General features: G+C 65.1%; 19 protein-coding genes. 14 read left to right on the top strand and 5 right to left on the bottom strand.

Annotated elements, in window-relative coordinates; genetic code table 11:
- Window positions 1–2 precede the first annotated feature (2 nt).
- Complete coding sequence (locus tag ACFE87_RS01110; RefSeq protein WP_375457745.1) at window positions 3–1,004, top strand: Bug family tripartite tricarboxylate transporter substrate binding protein; 1,002 nt, start codon at window positions 3–5, stop codon at window positions 1,002–1,004.
- 106 nt (window positions 1,005–1,110) lie between these two features.
- On the opposite strand, the gene ACFE87_RS01105 is transcribed toward ACFE87_RS01110, so the two are convergent.
- Window positions 1,111–2,397, bottom strand: coding sequence for an NAD(P)/FAD-dependent oxidoreductase (locus ACFE87_RS01105; RefSeq protein ID WP_375457744.1), 1,287 nt, complete (start codon window positions 2,395–2,397; stop codon window positions 1,111–1,113).
- A gap of 166 nt (window positions 2,398–2,563) precedes the next feature.
- On the opposite strand from ACFE87_RS01105, the gene ACFE87_RS01100 reads away from it, so the two are divergent.
- From ACFE87_RS01100 to ACFE87_RS01045, 12 genes are all read left to right on the top strand, one after another.
- Window positions 2,564–3,547, top strand: a complete 984-nt coding sequence (locus tag ACFE87_RS01100; protein ID WP_375457743.1) for a hypothetical protein — start codon at window positions 2,564–2,566, stop codon at window positions 3,545–3,547.
- A gap of 10 nt (window positions 3,548–3,557) precedes the next feature.
- Entirely contained in the window at window positions 3,558–4,874 is a 1,317-nt protein-coding gene (locus ACFE87_RS01095) for a protein kinase (protein ID WP_375457742.1), read from the top strand.
- A 283-nt stretch (window positions 4,875–5,157) separates the two neighbouring features.
- On the top strand, window positions 5,158–6,243 hold the full coding sequence (locus tag ACFE87_RS01090; protein ID WP_375457741.1) for a metallophosphoesterase: 1,086 nt from the start codon (window positions 5,158–5,160) through the stop codon (window positions 6,241–6,243).
- Window positions 6,244–6,584: 341 nt separating this feature from the next.
- Window positions 6,585–6,833 carry a hypothetical protein gene (locus ACFE87_RS01085; protein WP_375457740.1) on the top strand — a complete coding sequence of 83 codons (249 nt, stop codon included), beginning with the start codon at window positions 6,585–6,587 and terminating at the stop codon, window positions 6,831–6,833.
- A 315-nt stretch (window positions 6,834–7,148) separates the two neighbouring features.
- Window positions 7,149–9,101 carry a hypothetical protein gene (locus tag ACFE87_RS01080; protein ID WP_375457739.1) on the top strand — a complete coding sequence of 651 codons (1,953 nt, stop codon included), beginning with the start codon at window positions 7,149–7,151 and terminating at the stop codon, window positions 9,099–9,101.
- Window positions 9,102–9,333: 232 nt separating this feature from the next.
- Entirely contained in the window at window positions 9,334–10,056 is a 723-nt protein-coding gene (locus ACFE87_RS01075; RefSeq protein ID WP_375457738.1) for a class I SAM-dependent methyltransferase, read from the top strand.
- A gap of 124 nt (window positions 10,057–10,180) precedes the next feature.
- Window positions 10,181–11,251 (top strand): GDP-mannose 4,6-dehydratase, encoded by a 1,071-nt coding sequence (gene gmd / locus ACFE87_RS01070; RefSeq protein ID WP_375457737.1) that lies wholly within the window; start codon window positions 10,181–10,183, stop codon window positions 11,249–11,251.
- Between the two features lie 40 nt (window positions 11,252–11,291).
- Window positions 11,292–12,272, top strand: a complete 981-nt coding sequence (locus ACFE87_RS01065) for a GDP-L-fucose synthase family protein (protein WP_375457736.1) — start codon at window positions 11,292–11,294, stop codon at window positions 12,270–12,272.
- A gap of 123 nt (window positions 12,273–12,395) precedes the next feature.
- Window positions 12,396–15,062, top strand: a complete 2,667-nt coding sequence (locus ACFE87_RS01060; RefSeq protein WP_375457735.1) for a glycosyltransferase — start codon at window positions 12,396–12,398, stop codon at window positions 15,060–15,062.
- Between the two features lie 116 nt (window positions 15,063–15,178).
- Complete coding sequence (locus ACFE87_RS01055) at window positions 15,179–17,494, top strand: glycoside hydrolase family 99-like domain-containing protein (protein WP_375457734.1); 2,316 nt, start codon at window positions 15,179–15,181, stop codon at window positions 17,492–17,494.
- Between the two features lie 210 nt (window positions 17,495–17,704).
- Window positions 17,705–18,355, top strand: coding sequence for an FkbM family methyltransferase (locus ACFE87_RS01050; RefSeq protein WP_375457733.1), 651 nt, complete (start codon window positions 17,705–17,707; stop codon window positions 18,353–18,355).
- Between the two features lie 568 nt (window positions 18,356–18,923).
- Complete coding sequence (locus ACFE87_RS01045; protein ID WP_375457732.1) at window positions 18,924–20,990, top strand: beta strand repeat-containing protein; 2,067 nt, start codon at window positions 18,924–18,926, stop codon at window positions 20,988–20,990.
- A gap of 323 nt (window positions 20,991–21,313) precedes the next feature.
- Here ACFE87_RS01045 and ACFE87_RS01040 read toward each other — a convergent pair whose 3' ends face one another.
- From ACFE87_RS01040 to ACFE87_RS01025, 4 genes are read right to left on the bottom strand one after another with little or no spacing between them, the layout of a single operon-like run.
- Window positions 21,314–21,925 (bottom strand): helix-turn-helix domain-containing protein, encoded by a 612-nt coding sequence (locus ACFE87_RS01040; RefSeq protein ID WP_375457731.1) that lies wholly within the window; start codon window positions 21,923–21,925, stop codon window positions 21,314–21,316.
- Between the two features lie 22 nt (window positions 21,926–21,947).
- Window positions 21,948–22,775 carry an ABC transporter permease gene (locus ACFE87_RS01035; RefSeq protein ID WP_375457730.1) on the bottom strand — a complete coding sequence of 276 codons (828 nt, stop codon included), beginning with the start codon at window positions 22,773–22,775 and terminating at the stop codon, window positions 21,948–21,950.
- Window positions 22,775–23,680: an ABC transporter permease gene (locus ACFE87_RS01030; RefSeq protein ID WP_375457729.1), complete on the bottom strand. Its 906-nt coding sequence runs from the start codon at window positions 23,678–23,680 to the stop codon at window positions 22,775–22,777. The genes ACFE87_RS01035 and ACFE87_RS01030 overlap by 1 nt, the downstream gene beginning before the upstream one ends.
- The gene (locus ACFE87_RS01025) at window positions 23,677–24,765 is read right to left on the bottom strand and encodes an ABC transporter ATP-binding protein (protein ID WP_375457728.1); all 1,089 of its coding nucleotides are present in this window, start codon (window positions 24,763–24,765) and stop codon (window positions 23,677–23,679) included. Before ACFE87_RS01025 ends, ACFE87_RS01030 begins: the two co-directional genes overlap by 4 nt.
- A 232-nt stretch (window positions 24,766–24,997) precedes the next feature.
- Here ACFE87_RS01025 and ACFE87_RS01020 point away from each other — a divergent pair, with 232 nt between their 5' ends.
- Window positions 24,998–26,041 (top strand): extracellular solute-binding protein, encoded by a 1,044-nt coding sequence (locus ACFE87_RS01020; RefSeq protein WP_375457727.1) that lies wholly within the window; start codon window positions 24,998–25,000, stop codon window positions 26,039–26,041.
- The last annotated feature ends 30 nt before the right edge of the window (window positions 26,042–26,071 follow it).

Raw genomic sequence — 26,071 nt, 5'->3', positions numbered from 1 at the left:
CCATGCGCCGATCAACCTTCCTCCGGTCCGCGCTCGCGCGCGCCGCTCTCTCTGTGGCCGCGTTGGGCGTGGCTTGCCTCCCGTTCGCGACCATAGCGGCGGCCCAGGCCTGGCCGAACCGTCCGGTCAAGATGATCGTGGGTTTCGCGGCCGGCGGTTCGACCGATGTGACGGCGCGCTTGATCGCGCAGGCCCTGTCCGAACGCCTCGGTCAGCAGGTGGTCGTCGAGAACCGTGGCGGGGCGGGCGGCAATATCGGCGCGGACGCGGTCGCGAAGGTCGAGCCAGACGGCTACACGCTGCTGCTCACGACGAGCACCACCCACGCCACAAATCCGAGCCTCTACAAGAGCCTTCCCTTCAACGTCCAGAGGGACTTCGCGCCGATCACGCTAACCGCCTTCATCCCGAACCTGCTGGTCGTGAACCCCGCGGTGCCGGCCGCGACGGTCGAGGAATTGATCGCCTACGCGAAGGCGAACCCGGACAAGCTGACCTACGGCTCGGCCGGCAACGGCTCGTCGCAGCACCTCTCGGCCGAATTGTTCAAGTCGCTGGCCGGCGTGCGGATGACCCATGCGCCGTATCGGGGCGGCGCCCCGGCCGTGACGGATCTCCTGTCCGGACAGATCCAGGTCCTGTTCGCGCCCTTGGTCGAGGTGCTGCAATTCGTAGAGGACGGGAAGCTGAAGGCGCTCGGCATCACGACCGCCAAGCGCTCGCCCCTGCTGCCGAGCGCGCCAGCGATCGGCGAGCGCCTCCCTGGCTACGAGGTCGCGCTCTGGAACGGCCTGCTGGCCCCGGCCCGCACGCCGCCCGCGATCATCGAGAGGTTGAACAAGGAGGTGGTCGCGGCGCTCCGGTCCGAGGACCTGAAGGCGAAGCTCGCTCAGCAGGGATCTGAGCCCGTCGGAAACACGCCGGACGAGTTCCGGGCCTTCATCGAGGCCGAACTCGTGAAATGGGCCAAGCTCGTCCAGATCTCGGGCGCGCAGATGCAATAGCCTGCGGCGGCACGGCCCGGCCCCGTAATCCATCCGAGGCATCGGCACATTTCGAGAGCTGCCTCACGCGACGACAGGAAGGTCCCTTTGGCCGACGACATGTCGCTCAGCTTCGGCCGCGGCGCGCGGCGAGGCGATCCTGCAAGGTGAGCCAGGCAAAGACGGCCGGCATGAACCAGGCGGTCCCGTTGAAGAACGGCACGGCAGGCGGCGGACGGAAGTCGAGCGCCGATTTCCCCTCGTCGCGACCGAGCAGCTGGAGGGCGGCCTTCTGGCCGGCCCAGCGCGCCCAGACCACGCCCGAGCCACAATAGCCGGCCGCGTAGCGCATCCCGGCTCGCGAGAACACGCGCGGAATCATGTCACGGTTCATCGCGACATGTCCGAACCAGGAATGCGTGATCTCGACGCCGTCGAGTTCGGGGAACACATCGACCATCGCCTTCCGGAGGCTCTCCGTCGGCCAGGCCGGGTCGCCCGAGATCGTGCCGTCCCGACCGCCGAACAGGATGCGGGTGCCGTCGGGCGAGGGCCGGTAGTAATAGTGCAGCTTGCGGGTCTCGCTGCACATCATGCGGCGCGGCATCAGCTCGCCCATCAGGTTGCCGGAGAGCGGCGCGGTCGCGATGATGCGGCTTCGGACCGGGACCATGCGGCGGCGCAGCCAGCGATCGTAGCGGTCGCCGTAGCCGTTGGTCCCGGCAATCACGTCGCGGGCCCGGACGGGGCCGCGAGCGGTCTCGACCACGTAGGCGTCGCCCTCTTGCCGGATCGAGAGAACGGCCGTCTCCCCATGCACGACGACGCCGGCCGCCTTCGCGACCCGCAGCATGCCGGCGTGGAACTTGGCCGGATGCAGCCCGCCGATATCCATCCGGACCGACCCGCCGTGGTAATAGCTCGTGCCGAGCACGGCGCGCTGCTCGGCGCGCGGGACCGCATGGGCCTCGATGCCGGTCGTGCGGTGGAGATGCTCGGCCTCCCGGGCGAGCCTTTCGTAATCGCCCGGTGCCGATGCTCCGGTGAACCGGCCGGTCAGGACGAAGTCACAGGCAATCTCTTCGTCGGCGATGAAACGGGCGAGATCCTCGCGGGCCGTCTTCGCCTCCGCCTCGATCGCGAGCGCGCGGGTCTTGCCGAAACGCCGGACCAGGTCGGCGTGGCTCGGGCGCAGGTTGCCGCTCGCGATGCCGCCATTGCGCGTGGACGCGCCTTCGCCCGGCTTCTGGCGGTCGAAGACCTGAACCGAACGCCCGGCCCGGGCCAGCGTGATCGCGGCACTCAGCCCGGTATAGCCGGCCCCGACGATCACGACATCGCAGGCAGGGTCGACGGCCCGTCGAGTGCCAGGCTCGAGCGGTGCCTCGATCCACCAATAGGGATCTCCGATCATCGGCCGGACCTCATCTCGTTCGTGCTCCGAAGTGGCGGGAAGACGCCGGCCCGTCAAATGCCGTGAGCTGTCGCAAGACGGGTGCCGCGCGGAACTTCGATCCGAGATGCCTGTTGCGAGTGGGGTGGCGCTCGGTCGGGTTCGGGCGCTCTTGTGGAGGGAGACAATGACCGGCAGCGAGAAGACAGACACCGTGTTGCCGGCCGACACGGAGCCAAGTGCAGAGAACGTGCCTGCCCCGACGAGCCCTGTCACCCCGGCCGATGCGGGCGTGCCGCCGGCCGCTGCTCCCGACCCGGGAACGCCCACCGATCTCCCGCTTGCACCGTCCGAGGCGGCGGTCGCACCCGTCAGTCTCGATCCGGTCATCCCCGAAGGTCAGCAGGGCGAAGCCGGGATCGCGGCAGCCGCTCCTGCTCCCCAAGCCCGCACGAAGACGAAGGGCGTCGCCGACATCGTTTTCGTCGTCGACGTGAGTGGCAGCATGTCGCCCTGCATCGACGCGCTCCGCCTCAACATCGAGGCCTTCGTCGACTCCCTGAGCCGAGGGGACGCGAACAATGCGGCCCCCGTTCGGGACTGGCGGGCCAAGGTGGTCGGCTACCGGGATATCGAGGCCGCCCAGACGGAGGGGCTGCCCTGGATCGTCGACAACGCCTTCGTGCGCGATGCCGGGGCCCTGAAGGCGCAACTCGCCGGCCTCGAGGCGAATGGCGGCGGCGACGAGCCCGAATCCCTTCTCGACGCGCTCTTCACGGTCGCCTCGATGGAGGCCACTTCGAAGGGCTCCCAGACGATTGAGCCCGGCAAGTGGCGCTACCGGAGCGATGCCGCGCGGGTCGTGATCGTCTTCACGGACGCATCGTTCAAGGAGACGATGAGCCTTCCCGAGGCAAAGGGCGGTTCGTTGCAGGACGTGGCGAATGTCGTGATGGCCAACCGCATCATCCTCAGCCTGTTCGCGCCGCAATTCGAGGGATACGACCGGCTGAGCCAGATCGACAAGTCGGAATGGGAAGTGGTCGAGTTCGAAGGCCTAAACCCGCAGGAGGCGCTGCAGAAATTCACCTCCGATCCGGCCAATTTCCGGAACACGTTGAAGCAACTCGCGGCAAGCGTGTCCCGCTCGGCCGAAACCGTGGCTCTCTAGGCCAGGCATCGTGGCGAAGAAACTCAAGGCCGGGGACGAGATCCGGGGCTACCGCATCACCAAGGTGTTCGGCCCCGGCATGATGGCCATCTCCTACGGCGCGCAGGCGCCGTCGGGCCAGAAGGTCTTCTTCAAGCAATACAAGTCGCCGGCCCCGACCGTCGTCTGGTACCGGGCCTTCGTGGCCTACCAGAAGGAGCTGCAGGATCGCGTGCGGACCTGGAAGGCGGCGAACATGGCCGTTCGCCAGCTCGACGCTTTCGAGGAGATCTGGGGGGGGCGCAGCTACTTCTCGGTCTATGAATTCGTCGAGAACGGCGCCGATCTGCAGGGCATGCTCGACGCCGAGCGCGACATCCATCTCCGGACGAAGGTCGCGCCGACCTCGGACCCGACGATCTGGGCGCGTCACGTCACCTGGGCCAAGGTGTTCATGGCCGGGATGGCGGCTTTGCACGAATCGAAGATCGTCCATGCCGACCTGAAGCCCGCCAACGCCTACCTGATCCAGGATTCGACGATCGCGTCCGGCTATCAGCTGAAGCTGATCGACATGGACTTCTCGCTCCTCGCCGACCATCGGGCGCCCTGGCACGGGCATCAGGGTTATATCGGCACCGACAATTACCGCTCCCCGGAGCACCTCTCGCGTGGCGCGGTGCCGGGGCTCGCCTCGGACGTCTTCACCTGCGGGCTGATGCTGTACGAGCTCCTCGCCGGCCAGCATCCGTATTGGAGCGACGACCAATCCGATTATGCGCGGCTCGTCATGGCCTATGGCGCTAAGCCGCCGGCGCTCGTCGGCCTGATGCCGGCCCCGGCCAGCAATGCCGAGGTCAGCGCCGCCCTACATCAATGCCTCTCGCCGAACCCGGCCGCCCGCCCGAGCGCGGCCGAGTTGCGCGCCATCCTCAGCGGCCGCGGCCCGAGGCCAGTGGTTGCGCCGAGACCTGCGGCTCCTGCGGCCGCCCCCGCACCGGCACGGGCCGGAGCAGGACCGGCGCGCGAGCCGATCGTGGCGGATGCGATCGAACTCGCCGGACCCGACGGCCGCGTCCTGCGGATCGGTATCCGGACGGAGTTCGGCAAGGCCCTGGCCCGGCAATTCGGGCCCGACGCCGAGTTCTGGGACGAGCGCCAGTGCGTCATCGAGCGCGACGGCGCGAGGCGCTGGCTGGTATCGCCGGTGCCGGGCACCACCAACGAAACGCTCTGCAACGGCGAGACCGTGACGGCGCAGCGATCCTTGCGTCAGGGCGATGTGCTGGCGGTCGGTCGGCAAGCCAAGGGCGTGGCGAAGCTGCCGCTGACCGTCCGTGGGCGCTGAGCCGGGCGGCACGGTTGAGTCCGAGGAGGCCGGAACACTCTCGGCGACTCCCGATACCGACCCTTGCCTAGCCGCTGCCGTCTCTCCCGACCCTTCTGGTGAGCCGACTGCGGACGCCCCGGCGGAGCTGCCGGCCGCGGCGGCCGAGAACGCCGTACCGCCAGCTTCCGACAGCCTGCCCGGGGCTGCTGCTTCGGACGAGGTTGCAGCTGCGATCCTGGTCGGAGCGTGCGAGGCCGCGCCTCCGGACCCAGCTCCTGTCCCGATCCCGGCGATACCTCCTGTGGTGGACGTCACGGAGCTCGACTGGGCCGCCATCCGGGCCCGCGTCGATCCCCCTGCGATCAGGGCCCGCATGCGGGCCACCGTCGAGGGTGTGGAGGCTCTCCTCGACCGGGCCGGCGGGCCCGGAATGCTGTTCGATCCCGATCGTGCGAACCCGAGCGACCGGGCGATCCAGGTCAAGGCCGGAGCCGAGGCGGGACCGACCTGGATCATCGGCGACCTGCACGGCGATCTCCTGGCGCTCGAGGCGGCGCTGGCCCTGATCAGCGATGTTGCCGCGATCGAGGGAGGCGAGCAGTCCCGGATCGTGTTTCTCGGCGACCTGTTCGACGACGAGGGTTACGGGCTCGAGCTGCTCCTGCGTGTCTTCGAGCTGATCGTCGCCGCGCCGGAACGCGTCTGCCTTCTCGCCGGCAATCATGACGAAGCCTTGAGCTTCGACGGCGTTCGCTTCGCGGCCGGCGTCTCGCCGTCGGACTTCTCCGATCTCCTCAACGCCCAGCTCGCGCATGAATGGATCCAGCGCGCCGGCAAGCTGGCCGTCCGTCTCTTCGCCACCGCGCCCCGGGCCCTCTTCTTCCCGGACGGGCTTCTCGTTGCCCACGGGGGTTTTCCGCTGGCGGATCTGCATGCCCGGCTGACTGAAACCGGCGACTGGAACGATCCGGCCTGTCTTGCCGACTTCGTATGGACGCGGGCTCATCCGACCGCCCGCAAGAAGCTGCCCAACCGCTATTCGCGCGGCAGCCAATTCGGCCGGGAGGATTTCGCCGCCTTCTGTGCTCTTTCGACCTCCCTAGGACGGCGGGTCGACCGCCTGGTGCGGGGGCACGATCATGTCGAGAATCGCTATGCGGTCTACGCGATCGACCCCGCCCACCCGATCCTGACCACGGTTGCGCTGTCGCGGCGGCTGCCGCGAGAGAGTTTCGGGCCCTATGCAAGGGTGCCGACCCTGGCCCGGATCGTCCCAGACGCCCTGCCGCAGGTGTATCGCCTGCATATCCCGCCTCCGATCATCGAGGAGGTCTATCCCGAGCCGGTCGCCGTTCCTGATGCGGCGACCCCGGAGCCCACTCCATGAGCGGCGTCGTCCTTCGCTGCCCGAATTGCGGGACCGTCAAGACAACGCCCGGCGAGTGCGAGGCCTGCTCCGAGGCGCAGGTCAGCTACTTCTGCACCAACCACAATCCTGGCCGCTGGACAGACGCTCCCGCCTGCCCGCAATGCGGCGCGCGGTTCGGGGAGGCCGCCCCGGCACGGCCTGCGCCCACGCCTGCCCCGAGGCGGGATCCTCCGGCCCCGAAGCCGGCGCCGCGGCCGGTCGAACCGCCTCGACGGAGCCCGCCAACGCTACGGCCGAAGGCGGGGCGTAGCCCATGGGGGAGGGCCGAAAGGCCGCCCGTCGAGCCCGAACCGCATGTCATGATCCCGACCTCGGCCGGCCCGCGCCGGATGACGCTGCCCGAACTCCTGCGAGCGGCGCGACGCCGCGCGCCCGTTTCCTACGACTCGGCTCCACCCCGTCCGACAGCGCCGCCGCTTTTCGGCTTCATCCGGCGCCTCGTCATGCTGGTGCTCTTCCTCATCGTCGGGCTGTTCGTGTTCGGGCTGATGGGGAGCGGACCTTTGCTGGAGTTGCTGCTGAACGTTCTGCTCAATTCGGGACGTTAATGGCAGGGGCGGCGCTTCGAGCACACGCGACGGCCGGTGCTTCGCCAGGCGCTCCAGGCTCCGGCGGGTGGCGGCGTCGTTCGATTGACGTCTTATCGCAGCCGCATGCGTAGCGCCGAAGGCCCAGCCGGTGTCACTGCCCCGACCCGGCGAAAGGTGGGTCGGAAGCAGCGTCCCGCGGTCGTTCGTGAGTAGGACAACTCACGCCAAGGCGCGGCGGCATATCCGGCCTCCGGGTATTTTGACATTCGCCCGCCGGGAGTCCAACTCGGTGATCTTCAACGAAGCCACCCGAAGTCGAACACAGGAGCCCCCGTGGAGGCCACACAACTCCCGTTGTCCTGGTTCATCCCATTGGTGGGAGCCGGGATCTCCGAGGACGGAACTTCGATACGGTTCGATGGCGCTCGGTCCGGCATTGCACTCCACGGGCCATACCTGCCGGTCGATGCGGGGCTGCATACCTTCCTCATAGACGTGACGTTCCCGACGACGCTGCGACGACCGCAGGTCGTCTTCGAGATATTCGGGGATGGCTCCGTGCTGTCGACTCAGAAGGTGGAGGGGCGGTGCACGGGCATTCGGATATCCGCCTACGTGCCGCGGGCCTGTCCCATCGAGTTGCGCGTTCTCTCGGACAATACGCCCTTCGACATCACGCGCGTCATGCATGTTTCCGGCATCGCCGGCCGCGATGATGTAACTCGACGGGATCGGGTTCGCGGGCAGCTTGCCGCGTTGTTCCGGCCCGACCTCGTGCCTGACTCACCCTCGCGTTGGATGGACGTGCGCACCGCGACGGAAGACATTCTGCGCGACAACGCGCTGACCGTTATCTCTCTCCCGGACCTGGACGCCAGCGAAAGTTTGCTGCGACACGTGGGCGCTCACCCCGCCGCCATAAAGGCTCTGTTCGCCCGCAACAATCAGCCTTCGCCAGGGGCGTGCCCGGAGCAAGGAAGCCTCGTCGATGGCCATCCGGTCCTGCCAAATAAGTTCCAAGAAGAGATCTTGCGGCACGGATTTCTGACGATCGATTCCCCCTATACCGGGCGGCCCATCCAGACCCAGAGCTCGATCCCGCTGGTCATGGGGATCGGCGCCGTCTCCGTCTTCTACGAGTTTCTGGAAGAACGCCCCGTCGTCGTCAGCACGGGGTGGGCTGGACAAGTCTCGTTCATCTGGCTGGTCGAAGACGATATTCTCGTCTCCGAGGTGTCGCCATTCTGGTGGCAGCCAGAACAAGCCGTTCCTGTGCTCGTTTCGTTTATCATCGCCAATGCCGAAAAGCTGTTCCGATATCGGCGAAGGGACCACAAGCTGGCTCTCGTTTCCGGCTTTCTCGACAATATGGGCCATTATTTCTGGCACGAGACATCCGGACTGGAGCGCATGATCCGCTCGGAAAGCCTCGGAGCCGTCGACCGGATCTACGTTCCCCGCACCCGCTGGATGTCTCCGCAGGACATCTTTGGGCGGGAAGGCATGCCGCCCATGATCGAAGCTCGGGGCGAGGACCTCGCAGGGTACACCTTGGAGCACAACCTTCTCGTCGTCCGCCCGACGGGGACGAAGATGGACGACGGTCTCGCACACAGGATACGGCGTGCCGCGGACAAGTTGTTCGTCGAGAGAAACGCGACCAGGCATGCGGCCGCAGAGGAGCTGACATCTGCTGGTAAATTCATCTTGTTTGTGAATCTTCGAGCCCACAATAGGGGCTGGAAGGAGCAGGAGGAAGGAATCATCGCGTGCATACGCAAGATGCGCGAACTTTGCGCCAAAGAGATGATTGTCTTTTTCGACGGTTTTTTCGACTGTGAACCGATCGCCAAGCGGATCGCGGCCGCTGATGTTCCTGGAGTTCAATACGTGGACGGGCTCGCTGGGTCGGCCGCCAGCATCGAATTTCACGAAACCGTGTATTGGGCGTTTCGAAGTGACTTCTTCCTGACAACCATCGGAAGTGGTCTTGTGTTTCCGACTTGGATCGCAAGCAAGCCCGGCATCTGTTATGGTAACGCCTTTCACCGTATTCAGCTGAATTTTTGGGAGAAGGTTCGGCCCGGAATGGCAAAGATCTGGTACCCCGCCAACGATCAGTTCGTTGACGATGGTCCATCGCCGGCTGATAACTTCAGCCTCGCGCCGTCCGTGCTGGTGGATCTTTTGTCGGCGGCGTGGACGGAGCTTGTTCCGCCCGTGGCAGATAGCCCCGAAGCGGAGCGCCATTCGCCACGACATCCAGCTTCCGCCAAGCGTACATAGCGCCCTCCAGGCCCATTCGAGGTTCGGTTCTGCGAAGCTGACCTCAATCCGAATCGTTTCCCCCAAAAGCCGCAATCACGCCGTCACGGTCGGAGCCTTGTTGCCGTCAGTGGCTGCTGTTACCAACCGCCCATTGAGGAATCTCAGCGGACGTCAGATGGATTGGGCTCGGGGTTTGGACGATCAGGCTTGGGCGGAAGCCTTGGCGGGAGGAGATCCACGGGCGCCCTCGATGCCGCCTGCCGAGGTCCAGTCCAAATACGTGGGTTCGAGTGGGGTCGAGGCTTTCAAGGAAACGGCCCTTTTCTGGAATTTGACCAGAAACGCCATGGCCGAAACGGGCAACGGCATCCATGCCGGCACACGGGTCGTCGATGTCGGTGTCGGCTGGGGCCGAACCTACAGGTGGATGCTGCGTGATCTGGAGGCGCGCAATATTCGCGGCCTCGATGTCGACATCGCGGCTGTCGACATGTGCCGAACCGCCATGCCGGACGGCGACTTCCGCCACATATCCCCGAGCGATGCCTACCCGGTCGACGGGGGGCTGTTTGACTTGGCTCTCTATTATTCCGTCTTCTCGCATCTGAGCGAGGCGGCAGCCCGAGGCGCCTTGGAGCATGCGAGGCAGGCGCTGAACCCGAATGGGCTCGTGGCTCTGACGACGCTTCGGATGGCCCACATCGATCTTTGGGATCGCCACCGATCTGAAGGACGGTACCTCGATGCCCTGAATGCCTGCCAATTCGACAGGGTCGAGTGGTGGGAGCGTGCCGCAGAAGGCCAGCATCTGTATGTGCCGACCGGCGGCGGCGACCCATCGAGGCCTGCGGAGACATACGGCGAGGCTGTGGTCCCAAAAGGGTGGTGGGAGACGGTCGATGGCTACCGGTTGCTGAAATTCGAGAGGCTTACGGGTCTGCCCCAGGTGTATGTCGTGCTGCAGAAGGTCTAGCCGGGCCTCTCGCCGCTGCAGGGCAGGGCAGACCTGGAGCCTGATTTGACGGCTCCGCCGGCGCCGCCGTAAGGCAGGCCTCCGCTGCCCGGCGCAGCCATCGTTACAGTTTGAGGCAGGTTCCTTGGCCCCTCCAGTTGCCTTGATCACGGGCGTCACGGGCCAGGATGGCGCCTATCTGTCGGAACTTCTGCTCGCCAAGGGCTATCTGGTCCACGGCGTGAAGCGGCGATCCTCGAGCTTCAACTCGGAACGGATCGACCACCTCTACCAGGACCCTCATCGGCCGGGCACCCGCTTCTTCATGCATTATGGAGACATGACGGATTCCACGAACCTGATCAGGATCATCCAGGAGACGCAGCCGGACGAGATCTACAATCTGGCAGCCCAAAGCCACGTCCAGGTCTCCTTCGAAACCCCCGAATACACCGCGAATGCCGACGGGATCGGGGCCCTGCGCCTGCTCGAGGCGATCCGCATCCTGAAGCGGGACAAGGTCACGAAATTCTACCAGGCGTCGACATCGGAGCTGTACGGGCTGGTCCAGGCCGTGCCGCAGAACGAGACGACCCCCTTCTATCCGCGTTCCCCCTACGCGGCGGCGAAGCTCTACAGCTACTGGATCACGGTCAATTATCGCGAGGCCTACGGTATCCACGCATCGAACGGGATCCTGTTCAATCACGAGAGCCCGATTCGCGGGGAGACCTTCGTCACCCGAAAGATCACGCGCGCGGTCGCGGCGATCGAGCTCGGGCTGCAGGACCGTCTCTATCTCGGCAACCTCGACGCCAAGCGCGACTGGGGGCATGCCCGGGACTACGTGGAGGGGATGTGGCGGATCGTGCGCCACCCCGAGCCCGGCGACTACGTGCTGGCGACGGGCGAGACGCATTCCGTACGGGAATTCGTCGAGCGTGCCTTCGCGGTCATCGGCCGAACGATCGTCTGGCGGGGCGAGGGTGTCGCGGAGACCGGCACGGACGAGAAGACGGGCGAGGTCCTGGTCGAGATCGATCCCCGCTATTTCCGCCCGACCGAGGTCGAGTTGCTGCTCGGCGACGCGACCAAAGCGCGCGACCTGCTGGGCTGGACGCACACGACGGGCTTCGGCGAGTTGGTGCTCGACATGGTCGAGGGCGACCGGCAGTTGATCGCGCGTCAAAAGGACCGGCGAGACCGGACCGGCTAGAACGCCTATGGTCCGGGCGCGAGATCACGAGGAGAGGCAGATGAGCGAGGGCCGGGGCCTTGCAGGCCTGAAAGACCGTCGGGTGTTCGTGGCCGGGCAGAACGGCATGGTCGGCAGTGCCCTCGTTCGCCGTCTGGCGTCGGAGGCCTGCGTCACGCTGACGGCGTCGCGCGGCCAGCTCGACCTCCGGGATGGCCCCGCCGTCCGGGCCTATTTCTCCGAGACCCGCCCCGACATCGTCATCCTGGCAGCCGCCAAGGTCGGCGGAATCGAGGCGAACCGGTCCTTTCCCGTCGACTTCCTGATGGACAATCTCGCGATCGAGCAGAGCGTCATCCGGGCCGCCCACGAGGCCGGCGTGCAGCGGCTCCTGTTTCTCGGCTCATCCTGCATCTACCCCAAGCTCGCAAACCAGCCCATGACGGAGGATGAGCTGCTGACGGGGCCGCTCGAGCCGACCAACGAATGGTACGCGATCGCGAAGATCGCCGGGATCAAGATGTGCCAGGCCTATCGTCGCCAATATGGCTGCGACTTCTTCTCGGCCATGCCCACGAACCTGTACGGACCGGGCGACAATTATCACCCGGAGCATAGCCACGTGCCGGCCGCGCTGATCCGGCGTTTTCACGAGGCCAAGGAGGCCGGCGCGCCGAACGTCACCGTGTGGGGGACCGGCACGCCCCGGCGCGAGTTCCTGTTCGTGGACGATCTCGCCGATGCGTGCGTGTTCCTGCTGGAGCGCCCGACCGCGCACGATATCGTCAATGTCGGCGTCGGGGAGGACGTATCGATCGCCGATTTCGCGAGCCTGATCTCGAGCCTTGTCGGGTACCGGGGAGAGATCCGCTTCGATACCTCCAAACCCGATGGGACCCCCCGCAAGCTGCTCGACGTGTCCCGGCTGGCGGAAGCCGGATGGAAGGCTCGCACGCCGCTTTCTGCAGGGCTCGGTGCGGCCATCAGGGACTTCGTCGCGACGCAGGGCACCTACCGCGACGGTTCGCGCCGGGCCGCCTGACGCGCGTGGCGATCGAACCCCCGCCTCGAGTGTTCCCCTGGCCATGTTGTTTCTGTGTGCAAGGTTATTGGGCTCGGCATGCTGAGACGACTTAGGAAACCGGCGGCGCCAAAAACGGGCCGCATGACCGCCGAAGGTCCGACGAACAGCCGAGACAGCTCGGAGGAGATCGGCAGGATCGTACAACTCGCCGGTGTCTTCGACGCGGATTGGTACAAGACCTCCTATCTACCTGAAGGCGCCGAGCCTTCGGACCTGCTTGCCGACCTGGTGGCCGATCGGCCGGATCGCGCGGCTCACCCGCTCTTCGACCGCAACTGGTATCTGGCTCAAAATCCGGATGTCGCGGCAGCGGGCATGCCCCCGTTCCTGCATTTCCTCGAACATGGCCTGGACGAGGGGCGGAGCCCGCATCCCCTGTTCGACCCAGATCTGTTCGCAGCCCTAAACCCGGGCCAGTCGGATTCCCCGCCCACCCTCATCCGGCGCTTCATGACGTCGTGGCGCGACCGCGTCACACATCACCCGTTGCTGGATTCGGATTGGTATCTCTCGGCCTATCCGGATGTAGCCGCTGCGGGAGATTCGGCGACGCTGCATTATCTGCGGCACGGCTTCCTGGAAGGACGGAACCCGCATCCTCTCTTCGACTGGGGCTATTACCGTGACCGCGCCCGGTTGGCGGGCGGAGTCGACCCGCTGCTGCATTACCTCGCAAGCGATCCGTCGGAGGAGGTTTCGCCCTGCCCGATGTTCGATCTGCAATGGTACCGGGACGGAAATCCGGACCTCCCGGCGCAAAAACTGTTCTTGCAATTCGTCTGCTTCGGGGATCGCGAGGGGCGCTCGCCGCACCAGCTGTTCGATCCCTCCTATTATGCCCGCGGCGTCGAGCCCTCGCCCGAGCGGCCGCTCCACCATTACGCGACCGAGGGCGGGCGGCAGGGACGCAACCCCCACCCGGTTTTCGATGCCGCGCATTTTTCGACGATGCATGCGGACGTGCTCGATCCGCACCGCGACCTCCTGAGCCAATACCTGAGGCTCGACAGGCCGCATCGCCGGCATCCGCATCCATTGGTGGATTCCGAGTATCAGGGCACGTTGACCCATCTCGTTCAGCGCACCGCTGACGACCCATTGGTCGAGTATGTTCTTTTCCGGTCCAATCTCGACCCCGCTCTGGTGAATGCCCACGCGACCGGCATACCCACTCCGAGACGGGCCATCCTGCCCAGCCGGTCCGTTGATCGGCCGCCTCCCTCCTCGGAGCCGCTCGTCTCGATCCTGGTGCCGGCGTATAATTCGCCCGAGACGCATTTCCGTCGGGCCATCGATTCCATCCGGTCCCAGACCTATTCTCATTGGGAGATCATCATCGTCGATGACGGCTCCAGCGCGCCCCATATGGAGGCCATGCTGTCGAGGCTGTCGCTGATCGACCCCAGAATCCAGGTCGACCGTCTCCCGAGGAATGTCGGCATCTCGGCCGCGACGAACCATGCCCTAGGCTTGGCGTCCGGTGACTTCGTCGCCCTTCTCGACCACGACGATGTTCTCCTTCCGGACGCGTTGGGGCGGGTCGTCGCGACGCTCCTCGACGAGCAGGCCGACATCTGCTTCACCGATCAATCCTATGTCTCCGAATGGGGAACCTTCGACGGCACCTTCTTCAAGCCCGATTGGTCGCCCGTATTCCTGACCGGGGTCATGTATATCGGGCATCTCCTGGTCGTCCGGCGGCAGCTTGCGGAGAGTGTCGGCGGTTTCGACCAGAGTTTTGATCGGGTGCAGGATTTCGAGTTCATGTTGCGATTGAGCGAGCTCAAGCCGCGGGTCGCCCATGTGCGTGAAATGCTCTATCAGTGGCGACGAATTCCCGGGAGCATTGCCTTCGACGCGAGTTCGAAGGGCCGCATCGAGCCCCTCCAGGCCGCGGCGGTCAACGCGCATCTCGACCGGACCGGCTTCGCCGGCCGGGCCTCTCCGCATCCGACTCTTCCGCACCGCCTGACGATCGCGCCCACGGGTCGCGGGGAGCGGCCGACGATCGACGTCGTCGCATATCGGCGGCCGCAAGATGAGGTCATGGATTGGCTCGACGGGATCGCCGGCGCTCGGGTGGCCGCCGGCAGCGACGCTTCGGGCCGTCCGATCGGCCTGAAATTGGGCCGTGACGCGAGCGTCGCTCCCCCTGCGGTCGCGCCGGATCTGAGCCAGCTCTGCTCCCGCGGGTCCGGATCCTACATCCTGTTCGTCGGACCCGGTCTTGAGCCCAGCAATGCGCGCTGGCTCGATTACCTTCTCATGTACGCGGACCTGCCGGATGTCCTGAGTGTGGCGGCAAGCATCTTCGACGCTGACGGCCGGTGTGTGATCAGCGGTTCCACTCTCGATCCGAAAGCCGGTTTGCGCCCGCTCATGGCCGGGTGGGCGCTCGGCATGGACGGCTATGCCGGTTCTCTCGCCTGCGACCGTGAGGTGACCGCGAGCCACGGGAGCGCGATCCTCATCAAGCGCCGCGCGTTTGAGGATCTCGGCGGGCTTGATCGCCTCTTTCAGAGCCCGTACTACGCGTTCGGCGAGATGATGCTGCGCGGAGTCGAGGCTGGATACCGCAATATCAATATTGCGACCCCACTATTCGGTCTGACGACGAACAACGTGGATCTCTTCACAAGAGATCCTGGCGACAGGTTGCATTTCTTGGACCTGCATCGAGAGCTGATCGGCCGCGGCGACCGCTATTACAGTTCGAATTTCCAGGCCGGTCGGGATTACGACGCGTGAGCGCGAACTCTTCCCAGGCCGTAGTCTCTGGCGGATGACCCATGCGATTAGCCTTCGTTTCGCACTGTAATTTTCAGGGAAACAGTGCCTTCCATATCTACAGCCTGGCAACGCAGTTGCAGAAGCTGGGTCACGAATGTGTCGTCCTGGTCCCGAACCATCCGGAAACAGTCAAAGAACACGGCGTTGCGACCTTCCCTGTTCTCGACCTTCACACCGCGAACACAGGAGGCTTACCGTTCCGGAGCGGGGGCGGCCCCGATTACATCCACGCCTTCACGCCTCGAGATCACGTCCGGATCGCGACGGAGGCGCTCGCCGCGCGGTTCGGCTGCCCCTACATCGTCCATTTGGAGGATAATGAGGAGCAGATCGTCCGGGACGAACTCCGCGGTCTCACCTACGAGGAGCTTGCGTCGCTTCCGGAGGATATCGGTTCGTCCCTGCTCCTGCCGTGGCGGTCCCACCCCCGCCGGGCTTCGCGCTTCATCAAGGCCGCGGCAGGTTTCACCTGCCTGATCGACCGATTGCTGGAATTCAGCCCTGCCGGGATGCCCAGCCTCGTCTTCTGGCCGGGCTTCGACACCGAATTCGAGAATATCCCCCGACCCACCGCAGGTGATCGCGCTGCTTTCGGCCTGAACCCCGGCGACATTGCGCTCCTCTATTCAGGGAATGTGCATCACTCGATCGTCGATGACGTGTCCAAGCTGTATGCCGCCGTGGCGCGGCTCAATGCGGGAGGCCGCAGAATCCGCCTGCTGCGCACGGGCTGGGACATGGCGCCCATCAGCAGCGAGCTTCGCGCCGCGGTCGGCGACGCCGTGCTGGAACTCGGCTTCGTGGCCCGAAGGGACGTTCCTGGCATTCTGGGTGCGGCCGACATTCTGGTGCAGCCGGGGAGGAGCGACCTCTTCAACGACTACCGCTTTCCCTCCAAGCTGCCGGAATACCTGGTGTCGGGGCGGCCCGTCATCCTTCCCGACAGCAATATCGGCCGGGAACTCACCGATTCCGTGCACGTCCTGAAGCTCGTCTCCGGCTCCTTGGGCGAACTCAGCGCCGCGATCGAGCGCCTCGTCGACGAGCCCGCGCTCCGGGTCGCGCTCGGCGACAACGCACGCAGGTTTGCTCTCGCCAACCTGACTTGGGCCAAAGCCGCGAAGTCGCTCGATGGGTTCTATCGCGACTTGGCGAAAGCTCAGTCGCGCACCAGTCGCGAGCGAGCCCGCACCCAGCAGAGCCTGAGCGAACCGGCCTCTTCACGGACGCAGCAAGGACCGGAGGAGAGCCCGGCGGTCAGATACCCGGTCAAGCTGATCGCGCATTACCTGCCGCAATTCCATCCGATCCCGGAGAACGATCTCTGGTGGGGCAAGGGCTTTACCGAATGGACGAACGTCGTTCGGGCGAAGCCCCAGTTCGCGGGACATCGTCAGCCACGGTTGCCGACCGAGCTCGGCTTCTACGACTTGCGGGTTCGGGAGGTACTGCAACAGCAGGCCGACATGGCTCGTGAATTCGGGATTCACGGATTCTGCTTCTATTACTACTGGTTCGCCGGGCGCCGGCTTCTCGAAAAACCCCTGGATCTGTGGCTGTCGACGGACGGCCCGGACTTCCCGTTCTGCATCTGCTGGGCGAATGAGAATTGGAGCCGCCGCTGGGACGGGTCTGACAGCCACATCCTCGTCGCGCAGGACTATACCCCGGGCAACGACGAGCGTTTCGCACGGGACATCCTCCCCATCCTGTCGGATCCTCGCTACATTACGGTCGATGGAGCGGCCCTTCTTCTGATCTATCGGATCTCCGAGCTGCCGGACCCGATCCGCAGCGTGTCCGTGTGGCGGCGCATTGCGGCCGAACGAGGGATCCAGCTCCATGTCTGCGCGGTCCAGTCCTTCGGGCTCGGCGACCCCCGTCCGTACGGGGCGGATTCCGCCGTCGAATTCTCTCCCCCTCACATCGAGCGTCAGCTCGTCGATCCGAACCGCCTCCGGGGGGTCAGTCCGGAATTCTCGGGCTATATCGAGGACTACATCTCGGTCGCTCTTCGCAGCATCCACCATGCGCCGATGGACTATATCCGTTACCGGGGTTGCTTCCCGAGTTGGGACAATACGCCGAGGCGAAAAGAGAAGGCGCACATCTTCATCAACGACAGTCCTAAAGCCTATGGCCAGTGGCTTCGATATCTGGTTCGCGAGAGCCTGCTGCGGCAGGATCAGCAGGAGCCGCTCGTCTTCATCAATGCCTGGAATGAGTGGGCGGAGGGCACCGTTCTCGAGCCCGACGAGGCGCACGGACGCGACCTGCTGGACGTGACCTACCTGGCCTTGAAGCAGGGCATCGTGGATCACGTGCTCGGCCCCGACCAGGAACGCGAGCGGGCATTCGTGAAGGCGATCTCCCGGACTGCCCGGGCCTGACCAGGGCGGGACGCCTCCCTACGAAACACGGGCCGCGCAGGTTGACCGGTAGCCCACTTCCATCCAGCGTCGCCGGGACGGAACCCTCTTCTTTCGGCGATGAATGACGATGAGCGTCGGACGATCGCATTCCGGGCTTACGTGAAAGGACAACCTATGAGGCGTTTCCCATCCAAGTTGAACGCATTGGCGTCCCTGCGGCGGATGGGCGTGGACATCGGCACCGTCATCGATGTCGGCACCCACGCCGAAACGCCCGAGCTGAAGGCTGCTTTCCCCGACAAGCGCCACATTCTCTTCGAGCCTGCCGACGACTTCTTTCCGTCGATCCACGAGAACTACAAGGGGCTGGATTACCATTTGGCCCCGGTTGCGGTATCCAACACGGACGGATTCGCTCAGCTGAAGAAGATCTCGATCGACGGACAGGGCGTCACGCATAGCGGCCTCGTCGGTCCCACCACGGAGGGCGAGCTGACCCAGGTGGAGACGGTGCGGCTGGACACGTTCATGGGTCGACGGGACGATCCCAAGCCATACCTGGTCAAGATCGACGTGGATGGGTTCGAGCCTTACGTCATCAATGGTTGCGATGGGATCTGGGACGATATCGCCGTCGTGATCGTCGAGGCGACACAGAGCACGTTCGCTGACCGTCTCAATCTGCTGACGGCGCGAGGCTTCACGATCTTCGATATCATCGACACCTGCTATTACTACGACGTATTTTCTCAGGCCGACCTCGTCATGATTTCGCCGGCCGTCGCCCGTTTGGACGCCCTCAGGCCGTGGGACACGCGCTCCTTTGCATGGTCGGAATGGGTCCCGGTCGCGTCATACGAGGGGGCCGTACAGGCCTGATCCTGCGTCGTTGTCGGTCAAAAGTTCCGCCGGAGCGCCTTGGCCCCGATCGTCCGCCGCGACCGTCTCGGCCACGAAACAGTCAAAGGCCACGATGCCTCAGCGGCGCCGCCTCGAGCCGTCCTGCGCGGTCGGCAACGCTGACCCCGCAGTGTCCCTGCCTTCGACCACGGCCCACGCGACCGCCGCTCGTTAGGCCGCGACATCTTCGACAGGGCTCGATCCAACCTGCCCGTGCGAGGTGGGCCAGGGAAGACCGGCCTCCGAGGGCGCCGGCTGGAAAAATAGCAGCCTGAACGGTTTCGCCGCGCTCGGCGTCATTGCCGATGCCTGAACAATTGGCCCGAACTTCACGGCAAACCTTTAATATTTTAAGCGCTCCGTCGTTGCAGAGACCGCATCGTACCACCTTGGGGTGGCAATCTGCGCCTCCTCGAACGTAGCCGGCCTGCCCTTCCGCCTCTGATCTCAGCGGCCGGATTAAAACCACGCCCGAAATCATCGTCATTGCGAGTTCGGCTCGGAGAGATACGCATCTCTTGGCCGTCTCAGCTCAGGGAGAGCTTACATGGCCACTCGAATCGTCGGACCGAATTCTACCTACCCCACCATCACTGCCGCGTTGGCCGACATCGGCGCCGGCCCGGGAGACGTGATCCAGCTGGAAACCGGCTACAGCAACGAGGCCGCCACGATCCCGTTCAACAACATCACGGTGTTTGGCGACGCGAGCTCGCTCGGCATCACCCTGCAACTCGGGACTGGGGTTCCGACCTTTACCCTCACGGGCACCGCACCGATCACGGTGTTCGACGCGATCGACGGCAACGGCATCGTCGGCAATGCAGGCGACAACACCGTCCTGGTGAGGAGCGGCGTGGACGCCGTGGATGGCGGACTGGGCGTGGACCGCCTGGTCGTCGACTACAGCTTCGCGACAGGCGCGGTGACAGGGGACGCCTTGTCGAATTTCACCGAGGCCGGCGGCGGGGGCCGCACGGTCACCGTCACGGCGGGCACCTTCGAGAACTTCAGCGTCCTGACCGGGGCAGGCGCGGACACGATCACCACCTATGACGGCAACGACTTCATCAGCACCGGCCTCGGAGCCGGAACGGTGTCGGCCGGACAGGGCCAGAACACGATCCTGGGCGGAGCCGACGCAGACACCATCACGGCGCTCGACGGCGGCAACCTCGTCGATGGCGGCGACGGAACGAACACGATCACGACCGGCGGAGGTATCGACACCATCCTGTCCGGCACGGGCGCCGACACGATCGTCTCGGGCGCGGGCTCCGATACCATCACGGTTCGAGGTGGTGCCGACAGCGTCACGGCGGGCGCCGAGAGCGACCTGCTGATCGTCGATTACTCGACCATGATCACGAATGTGACGGGCGGCGTCACGGCCGGCAATCTGGGCTCCGGCTATGTCGGCCAGATCGCCGATCTCGCGGTCAGCACCCTCGGCTTCCAGGGCGTCGAGAACTTCACGATCGCCACCGGGACCGGCAACGACGCGATCCAGACCGGCGATGGCGTCGACAGCATTTATACGTCAGCGGGCAACGACGTCCTGACGAGCGGCGGCGGCGACGATATCCTCGTCGGCGGGAGCGGCAACGACGTGATGACAGGCGGTGGCGGCAACGACCTCTACCAGGTTTCCGAGGCCGCAGACGACGTCGTCGAAGGTCTCGGCGCAGGGGTCGACCAAGTCTACGCCTCTGTCGATTACGGCCTGACCGCCAATGTCGAGAACCTGTTCCTGCTCGGTTCCGCCGCGATAGGGATCGGCAATGCCAGTGACAACTACATCACGGCGGCGTTGGAAGGCAGTGTCGACAACGTTCTGATCGGCGGCGGCGGGAATGACCAGATGGTCGGCGGGCTCGGCAACGACCTCTACGAGGTCATGCAGGCCGGAGATACCGTGATCGAAGCTGTCGGTGAAGGGGCCGACCAAATCTACGCCTATGTCGATCATACGCTGAGCGCTAATGTCGAGAACCTTTTCCTGGTCGGCTCGGCCACGAGCGGGACCGGCAATGGCCTCGACAACTACATCACGGCGAGCCTTGAAGGGGCCGTCGACAACGTACTGAACGGCGGCGGCGGCAACGATGTGATGGTCGGCGGGCTCGGCAACGACCTCTACGCAGTGACGGAAGCGGGAGACATCGTCGTCGAGGCGGCCGGCGCAGGCGGCGACCAGGTCTATGCCTTTATCGACTATGTTCTCTCCGACAACGTCGAAAACCTCTTCCTGGCCGGCTCGGCCGCGAACGGCACCGGAAACGCGTTGAGCAACTACATCAACGCGGGCCTGACGGGGAATCTCAGCAACGTCCTGAATGGCGGTGCGGGCAACGACGCCCTCGTGGGGGGTGGGGGTAGCGACACCTTCGCCTTCTCAGCCGCGGCTTTCGGGCGTGATACCATCATGGATTTCAGCACGGCACAGGATCAGATTGCCCTGTCGCAGGCTGATTTCACCGATTTCGGGTCGGTGATGGCGAATGCGAGTCAGGTGGGGACCAGCACGGTCATCGATCTGAACGCGAATTCCTCCATCACGCTCGAGAACGTCACGGTGGCGGAACTGCAGTCGTCGCAATTCCTCTTCGTCTGACCAGCCGATCGAGGTCGCGGCAACCCGCTCGTCCTCTGCGGTCCGGCACAGACGCCGGACCGCAGAGAAACGGCGACGCGCTTCGTCGGATGACGACCGTGCGCCCGTGCTTCGATAAGAGGCGCTGGCGTTTCGTTGCTTGTATGCGGGATTGGCACGAAGTCCCCGAACCGGGCGGGGACCACACAGTACGGGCTGATCGTCAGCCCCCGACGAAGACGTCCGCCCGGGCGGGGAGGGTCATGTGGCTTCGAACCCGTCGACGGGCGGCGCCATCTCGCCTCACTTGCTGTGACTACCTTCTTAGAGGACGCGGAGCGTCCCTAGACCTGCGTCTCGTGCTCGGGCCCCTGCATGATCCAGAGGATTTCGGCCGGCCGTTCGGTGTCGTTGATGAAGGCGTGCTGCTTGTGGCTGGGGAACTGGAAGCTGTCCCCCTCGGCGAGCTGGCCTTCCTCGGACCCGACCACGATGCGGATCAGTCCGCTCAGCACGAGCCCCGCCTTCTGGCCAGGGCCGATGACCATCTCCCGGCTGCGTGATTTCGGCGGCACGGTCAGGATCAGGATCCTGAGCCCCTCCGTCTCCGGCGGGGAGAGCACCTCCTTCGTCAGCCCGTCGGTTCCGACCAGGATGCGAGGGCGGGCGTGGCGGCGCCGTATGAAGGACGCCTCAGACCCGTTGCTCTTCGGGCCTTCGAGAAGCCGCATCAGCGGAACGTTCAGGGCGACACGCAGACGTTCCAGTGTCCGGAGGCTCGGATTGCCTTGGCCCCGCTCGATCTGGCTGATCAGTCCGATCGACAGGCCGGCCCTGACGGCGAGCTCGCCTGCCGACAGGCCGAGGCCATGGCGCAGCGATCGCACGCGCGCGCCCATCGCGGCGGCATCGACCTCGTTCGCGTCGCGGCTCTCGAGAGAGGCAGTGGTCGTCATCGTGTTCCCGGGAGATGGGTGGTCAGGAGGCGGTGAGCTTCTCGATTCCGTAGAGACGGTCGGTCACGAGAAGCACGATCATGGCAAGCAGCATCTGGACGGTGCTCACCGCGGCGATGGAAGGGTCGAACTGGTTTTCCATGTAGCTCAGCATCACGACCGGGAGCGTGCTGGTGCCGGAGCTACCGAAGAAAAACGAGAGCGGGAGGTTGTCGAGCGAGGTCAGCACCGCGAACACGGCTCCGGCGAAAAGGCCGGGGCGGACGAGCGGCAGTGTCGTGTGGATGAGCGTCTGCCACCTGTTCGCCCCGAGCACGGCCGCGGCTTCCTCGAGATCGGGCGGGACCGAGCGATAGACCGCCAGCACGGTGCGGGCGACATAGGGGATGCCCGCGACCGTGTGGGCGATCAGCAGCGCCGTGAACGAGATCCCGAGCGACAGGCTCGCGATGAAATAGAGGAGCGCGAGGCCGAGGACGATCGCCGGCACGCTGACCGGAGCGAGAAGAAAGTTCGCGAGCGTCGTCGCGAAGGCGGATCGTGAGCGGGCCACCGCGAGGGCCGCCGGAAGTCCGAGCAGCGACGCCAAAACCGTCGACAGGAGCGCGACCTGAATCGAGACGATGATGCCGTCGACGAAGGGCCGGTATTCGATGATCCGCCAATACCAGCGCCACGTATATCCCGGGATGGGGAACACGATGAAGGACGAGGTCGAGAAGGACACGAGGACGACCGAGACGATCGGCGCGACCAGGAAGCCGATGAAGAGGACGACATAGGCGGCGAGGGCGATGGTCCCGTACGGGATCCGGCGCCGGCGGGGGCGGGGCAGCGGAGACACGGCCATCACGCCTTCACGCCTCTGCGATGCAGGAACCGGGTCTGCACCACCAGTCCGACGATCGCGATCAGCAGAAGGAGGTTCCCCATCGCGGCCGCGAAGCCGACATCCTGGGTGACGTTGAACTGCTGGTAGATCAGGAGCGAGAGCGTCTTGATCTGACCGCCCCCGAGGAGGAGCATCGTCAAGAAGCTGCCGTTCGTGACGACGAAGACCAGGATGCATCCGGTGGCGATGCCCTCGATGCTGAGCGGGAGCGTGATCTGCAGGAAGGTGCGAACCGGGCCGGCGCCCAGGACCCTTGCCGATTCTTCGAGGCGGACGTCCACCTTCTGCAGCACCGCCGCGACCGACAGCACCATGAAGGGGACGAGGACGTGGACGAGGCCGAGATAGACGGCGATCGGCTCGTCGGCGAGGTTCACGGGCCGGGCCAGGATCCCCCATTCGACCAGGAGCGGTGTGAGCGGGCCGCGTCGCGCCAGAAGCACGCGCCAGCCGAAGGTCCGCATGATGATCGACGTGAGTAGAGGCGCGAGCAGGAAGAAGACGATGACCGCGTTCCAGCGCCCGGCATGCCGCACCATGAAATAGGCCACCGGATAGCCGATGACGAGGCAGATCAGGGTCGAGACGATCCCGACCTTGAGAGTCTCGGCGATGACTCCGGCATAAAAGGCGTCCGTCAGAAGCTTCACGTAGTAGAAGAGCGGACCGTCGGTGACCGCCTGACCGGTGCCGATGCTCCGCAGGATGTTGGCTCCGAGCGGCACGACGAAGAACAGGCCGAGGAAGAGGAGGACCGGGATCGTCCAGCTCGGCCGAGCCAGACGATAGGGACCTGGCCGGCGCCTCCGGCGCATGCCGGGAAAGCCGGAGGCTGGCGCGAGCCCTTGCCGCTCGGCCGTCATGACGGCGGCGCGTCCTGGAGGACGACGGCCCCGTCCGGACGCCACCGAAGGCCGACGATGCCGTCTGCCGGAATCTCCTGGCGCCTCTGGCTGTAGGCGAAGATCGGCGCGTCGCGACCCTCCGTCGTCAGCTCGTAGGCGAAATAGCTGCCCCGGAAGACGAGATCCTTGACGTTGGCCGTGATCATCCCGGAGGCGACCGGGCCGATCTGCAGCTGCTCCGGCCGAACGGCAAGGAGGACCCTGTGACCCGGTCGGATCGGCGCCTCCGAACGGGCGCCGGCGCGGGTGCCCGGCTTCCCGTCGAGATCGACATTCCAGGCCTCGTCGCCATCCGGCCCTACGACCGTACCGGCAAAGATGTTGGCCGTGCCGAGGAACTCCGACACGAAGCGCGTGCGCGGGCGCTCGTAGATCTCGGTCGGCGTCCCGACCTGGACGATCTCACCGTCCGACATGACGGCGACCCGGTTGCTCATGGTGAGAGCCTCTTCCTGATCGTGCGTGACGATGATGCAGGTGAGGCTGAGTCTGTTCTGGATTTCCCGCAGCTCGAATTGCATGCGCTCGCGCAGGTTCTTGTCGAGCGCGCCGAGCGGCTCGTCGAGAAGCAGGATCGACGGGTTCGTGACGAGGGAACGCGCCAGCGCGACCCGCTGCTGCTGGCCGCCCGAGAGCTGGTGGGCATGGCGGTCTTCGAAGCCCTGCAGCCGCACGAGGGAGAGCATGGCTCTTGCCTGCCGCGTCCGCTCGGCAATAGCGACGCCCCGCATCTTCAGCCCGAAAGCGACGTTCTCCCCAACGCTCATGTGAGGGAACAGGCTGTAATTCTGAAAAACCATTCCGAGCCCGCGCTTGTTCGGCGGAAGATCGGTGACATCCCGGCTGCCGATGACGACGCTGCCCGTATCGGGCTCCTCGAACCCCGCGATGATCCTGAGCGTCGTCGTCTTGCCGCAGCCGGAGGGCCCGAGAAGGGCCAGCATCTCGCCGCCATCGACGGTCAGGGTCATGGGCTTCAGCGCCTGGACAGGGCCGAAGCTCTTGCTGACCTCGTTCAGATGGAGCGGGACCGCGCTCGTCATCGGCAGCTACTCTCTCCGCGAGCCCGGACAGGCGATAGAATTCAATAAGCTGAATGGTAGCCGCCCGAACCGGGGTGAGGTCAAGAGCAGCCTCTCGCCCCATCACTAGGCAAATGCTGCTTCTTTTGGCGAAGGCCTACTTCGCCCGGTGCTTGCGTAGTGAAGCACCTTGCGCCGCCGTTCACGTTAGTGAATGCTTCGCTGTCGATTGTGGGTTGGCTGGAGGTTCCTGATGCGCAACGGGGTCTGGATCGTTCGTACCATGCCGGCGGCTCTCGGAGCTACGCTCCTTCTGGGCCTCGGCGCCGCGGTCGCCGCCGATCTCACGGTGGGTGCCTTTGGAGGCATCTGGGAGCAGAGCCTGCGCAAATGCGTCGTCGAGCCCTTCCAGAAGCGAACCGGCAAGACCGTCGACGTGGTTTTGGGCGCGCCCGTGCAGTGGCTGAACCAGATCGCCGCGACGCCGACCAAGCCTCCGCTGGACGTCTTCTATCTCCCCAGCGAGAACGCGTATGATGCCATCGACCGCGGCCTGGTCGAGGCGATGCCGCCCGAGAAAGTCCCGAATCTCGGCGACGTCCGCGAGCAGTTCAGGCAGCTGGGGACAGGTTTCGGCACGCCGCATAATTACGGCGGCATGGGCATCATCTACAACAAGACGACGGTGAAGGATCCCCCGAAGGACTGGAAGGCCTTCGTCGAGGGCACGATCGCGGGCAAGTGGAAGGCCTCGATGCCGACCGTCACGTATCCGAGCGGCGGCCTGACCGCCTCGGTCTGGAGCTTCGCCAAGGAATATGGCGGTGGTGTCAACAATATCGCGCCCGGGCTCGAGCAGATCAAGAAGATGCAGAAGAGCGGTAACATCGCTTTCTGGTTCGATCCGAATTCCGTCCTCAACGGCCTGAAGAGCGGCGACATCGATCTCGCGATGTATTGGGATGGCCGGGCCTGGGCCTTCATCGACGACGGCAACAAGGATTTCGACTATCTGTCGCCGAAGCCCGGCGTCGTGGTCGGCGTGACCTGGGTGCAGATGGTGAAGAATGGCTCTCCTCTCGCCTACGACTACATCAACCAGACGCTGAGCAAGGAATCGCAATCCTGTTTCGGGAGCGCGATCCGCTACGGGATCGTCAACAAGAACGCGACCTTCGACCCGAAGATCGCCCACGAGATCACCGATCCTTCGCTGATCATCTTCCCGCCCTACAAGGAGATCGTGCCGATGCAGTCGAAATGGGTCGAAACGTGGAACAAGGAGATCGGCCGCTGACGCGGCTCGTCCGACCGTCCAGGAGGCAAG

Source organism: uncultured Enterovirga sp., assembly GCF_964242715.1.
In the GTDB taxonomy this organism is placed as follows: domain Bacteria; phylum Pseudomonadota; class Alphaproteobacteria; order Rhizobiales; family Beijerinckiaceae; genus Enterovirga.
The sequence above is the reverse complement of the archived record's forward strand: the minus strand, read 5'-3'. Positions and strand labels throughout refer to the sequence as shown.

Coding starts and splice junctions, on each gene's coding strand:
- ACFE87_RS01110 (WP_375457745.1), top strand. CDS start 3: ATGCGCCGATCAACCTTCCTCCGGTCCGCGCTCGCGCGCGCCGCTCTC.
- ACFE87_RS01105 (WP_375457744.1), bottom strand. CDS start 2,397: ATGATCGGAGATCCCTATTGGTGGATCGAGGCACCGCTCGAGCCTGGC.
- ACFE87_RS01100 (WP_375457743.1), top strand. CDS start 2,564: ATGACCGGCAGCGAGAAGACAGACACCGTGTTGCCGGCCGACACGGAG.
- ACFE87_RS01085 (WP_375457740.1), top strand. CDS start 6,585: ATGATCCCGACCTCGGCCGGCCCGCGCCGGATGACGCTGCCCGAACTC.
- ACFE87_RS01075 (WP_375457738.1), top strand. CDS start 9,334: ATGCCGCCTGCCGAGGTCCAGTCCAAATACGTGGGTTCGAGTGGGGTC.
- ACFE87_RS01065 (WP_375457736.1), top strand. CDS start 11,292: ATGAGCGAGGGCCGGGGCCTTGCAGGCCTGAAAGACCGTCGGGTGTTC.
- ACFE87_RS01060 (WP_375457735.1), top strand. CDS start 12,396: ATGACCGCCGAAGGTCCGACGAACAGCCGAGACAGCTCGGAGGAGATC.
- ACFE87_RS01045 (WP_375457732.1), top strand. CDS start 18,924: ATGGCCACTCGAATCGTCGGACCGAATTCTACCTACCCCACCATCACT.
- ACFE87_RS01040 (WP_375457731.1), bottom strand. CDS start 21,925: ATGACGACCACTGCCTCTCTCGAGAGCCGCGACGCGAACGAGGTCGAT.
- ACFE87_RS01035 (WP_375457730.1), bottom strand. CDS start 22,775: ATGGCCGTGTCTCCGCTGCCCCGCCCCCGCCGGCGCCGGATCCCGTAC.
- ACFE87_RS01030 (WP_375457729.1), bottom strand. CDS start 23,680: ATGACGGCCGAGCGGCAAGGGCTCGCGCCAGCCTCCGGCTTTCCCGGC.
- ACFE87_RS01025 (WP_375457728.1), bottom strand. CDS start 24,765: ATGACGAGCGCGGTCCCGCTCCATCTGAACGAGGTCAGCAAGAGCTTC.
- ACFE87_RS01020 (WP_375457727.1), top strand. CDS start 24,998: ATGCGCAACGGGGTCTGGATCGTTCGTACCATGCCGGCGGCTCTCGGA.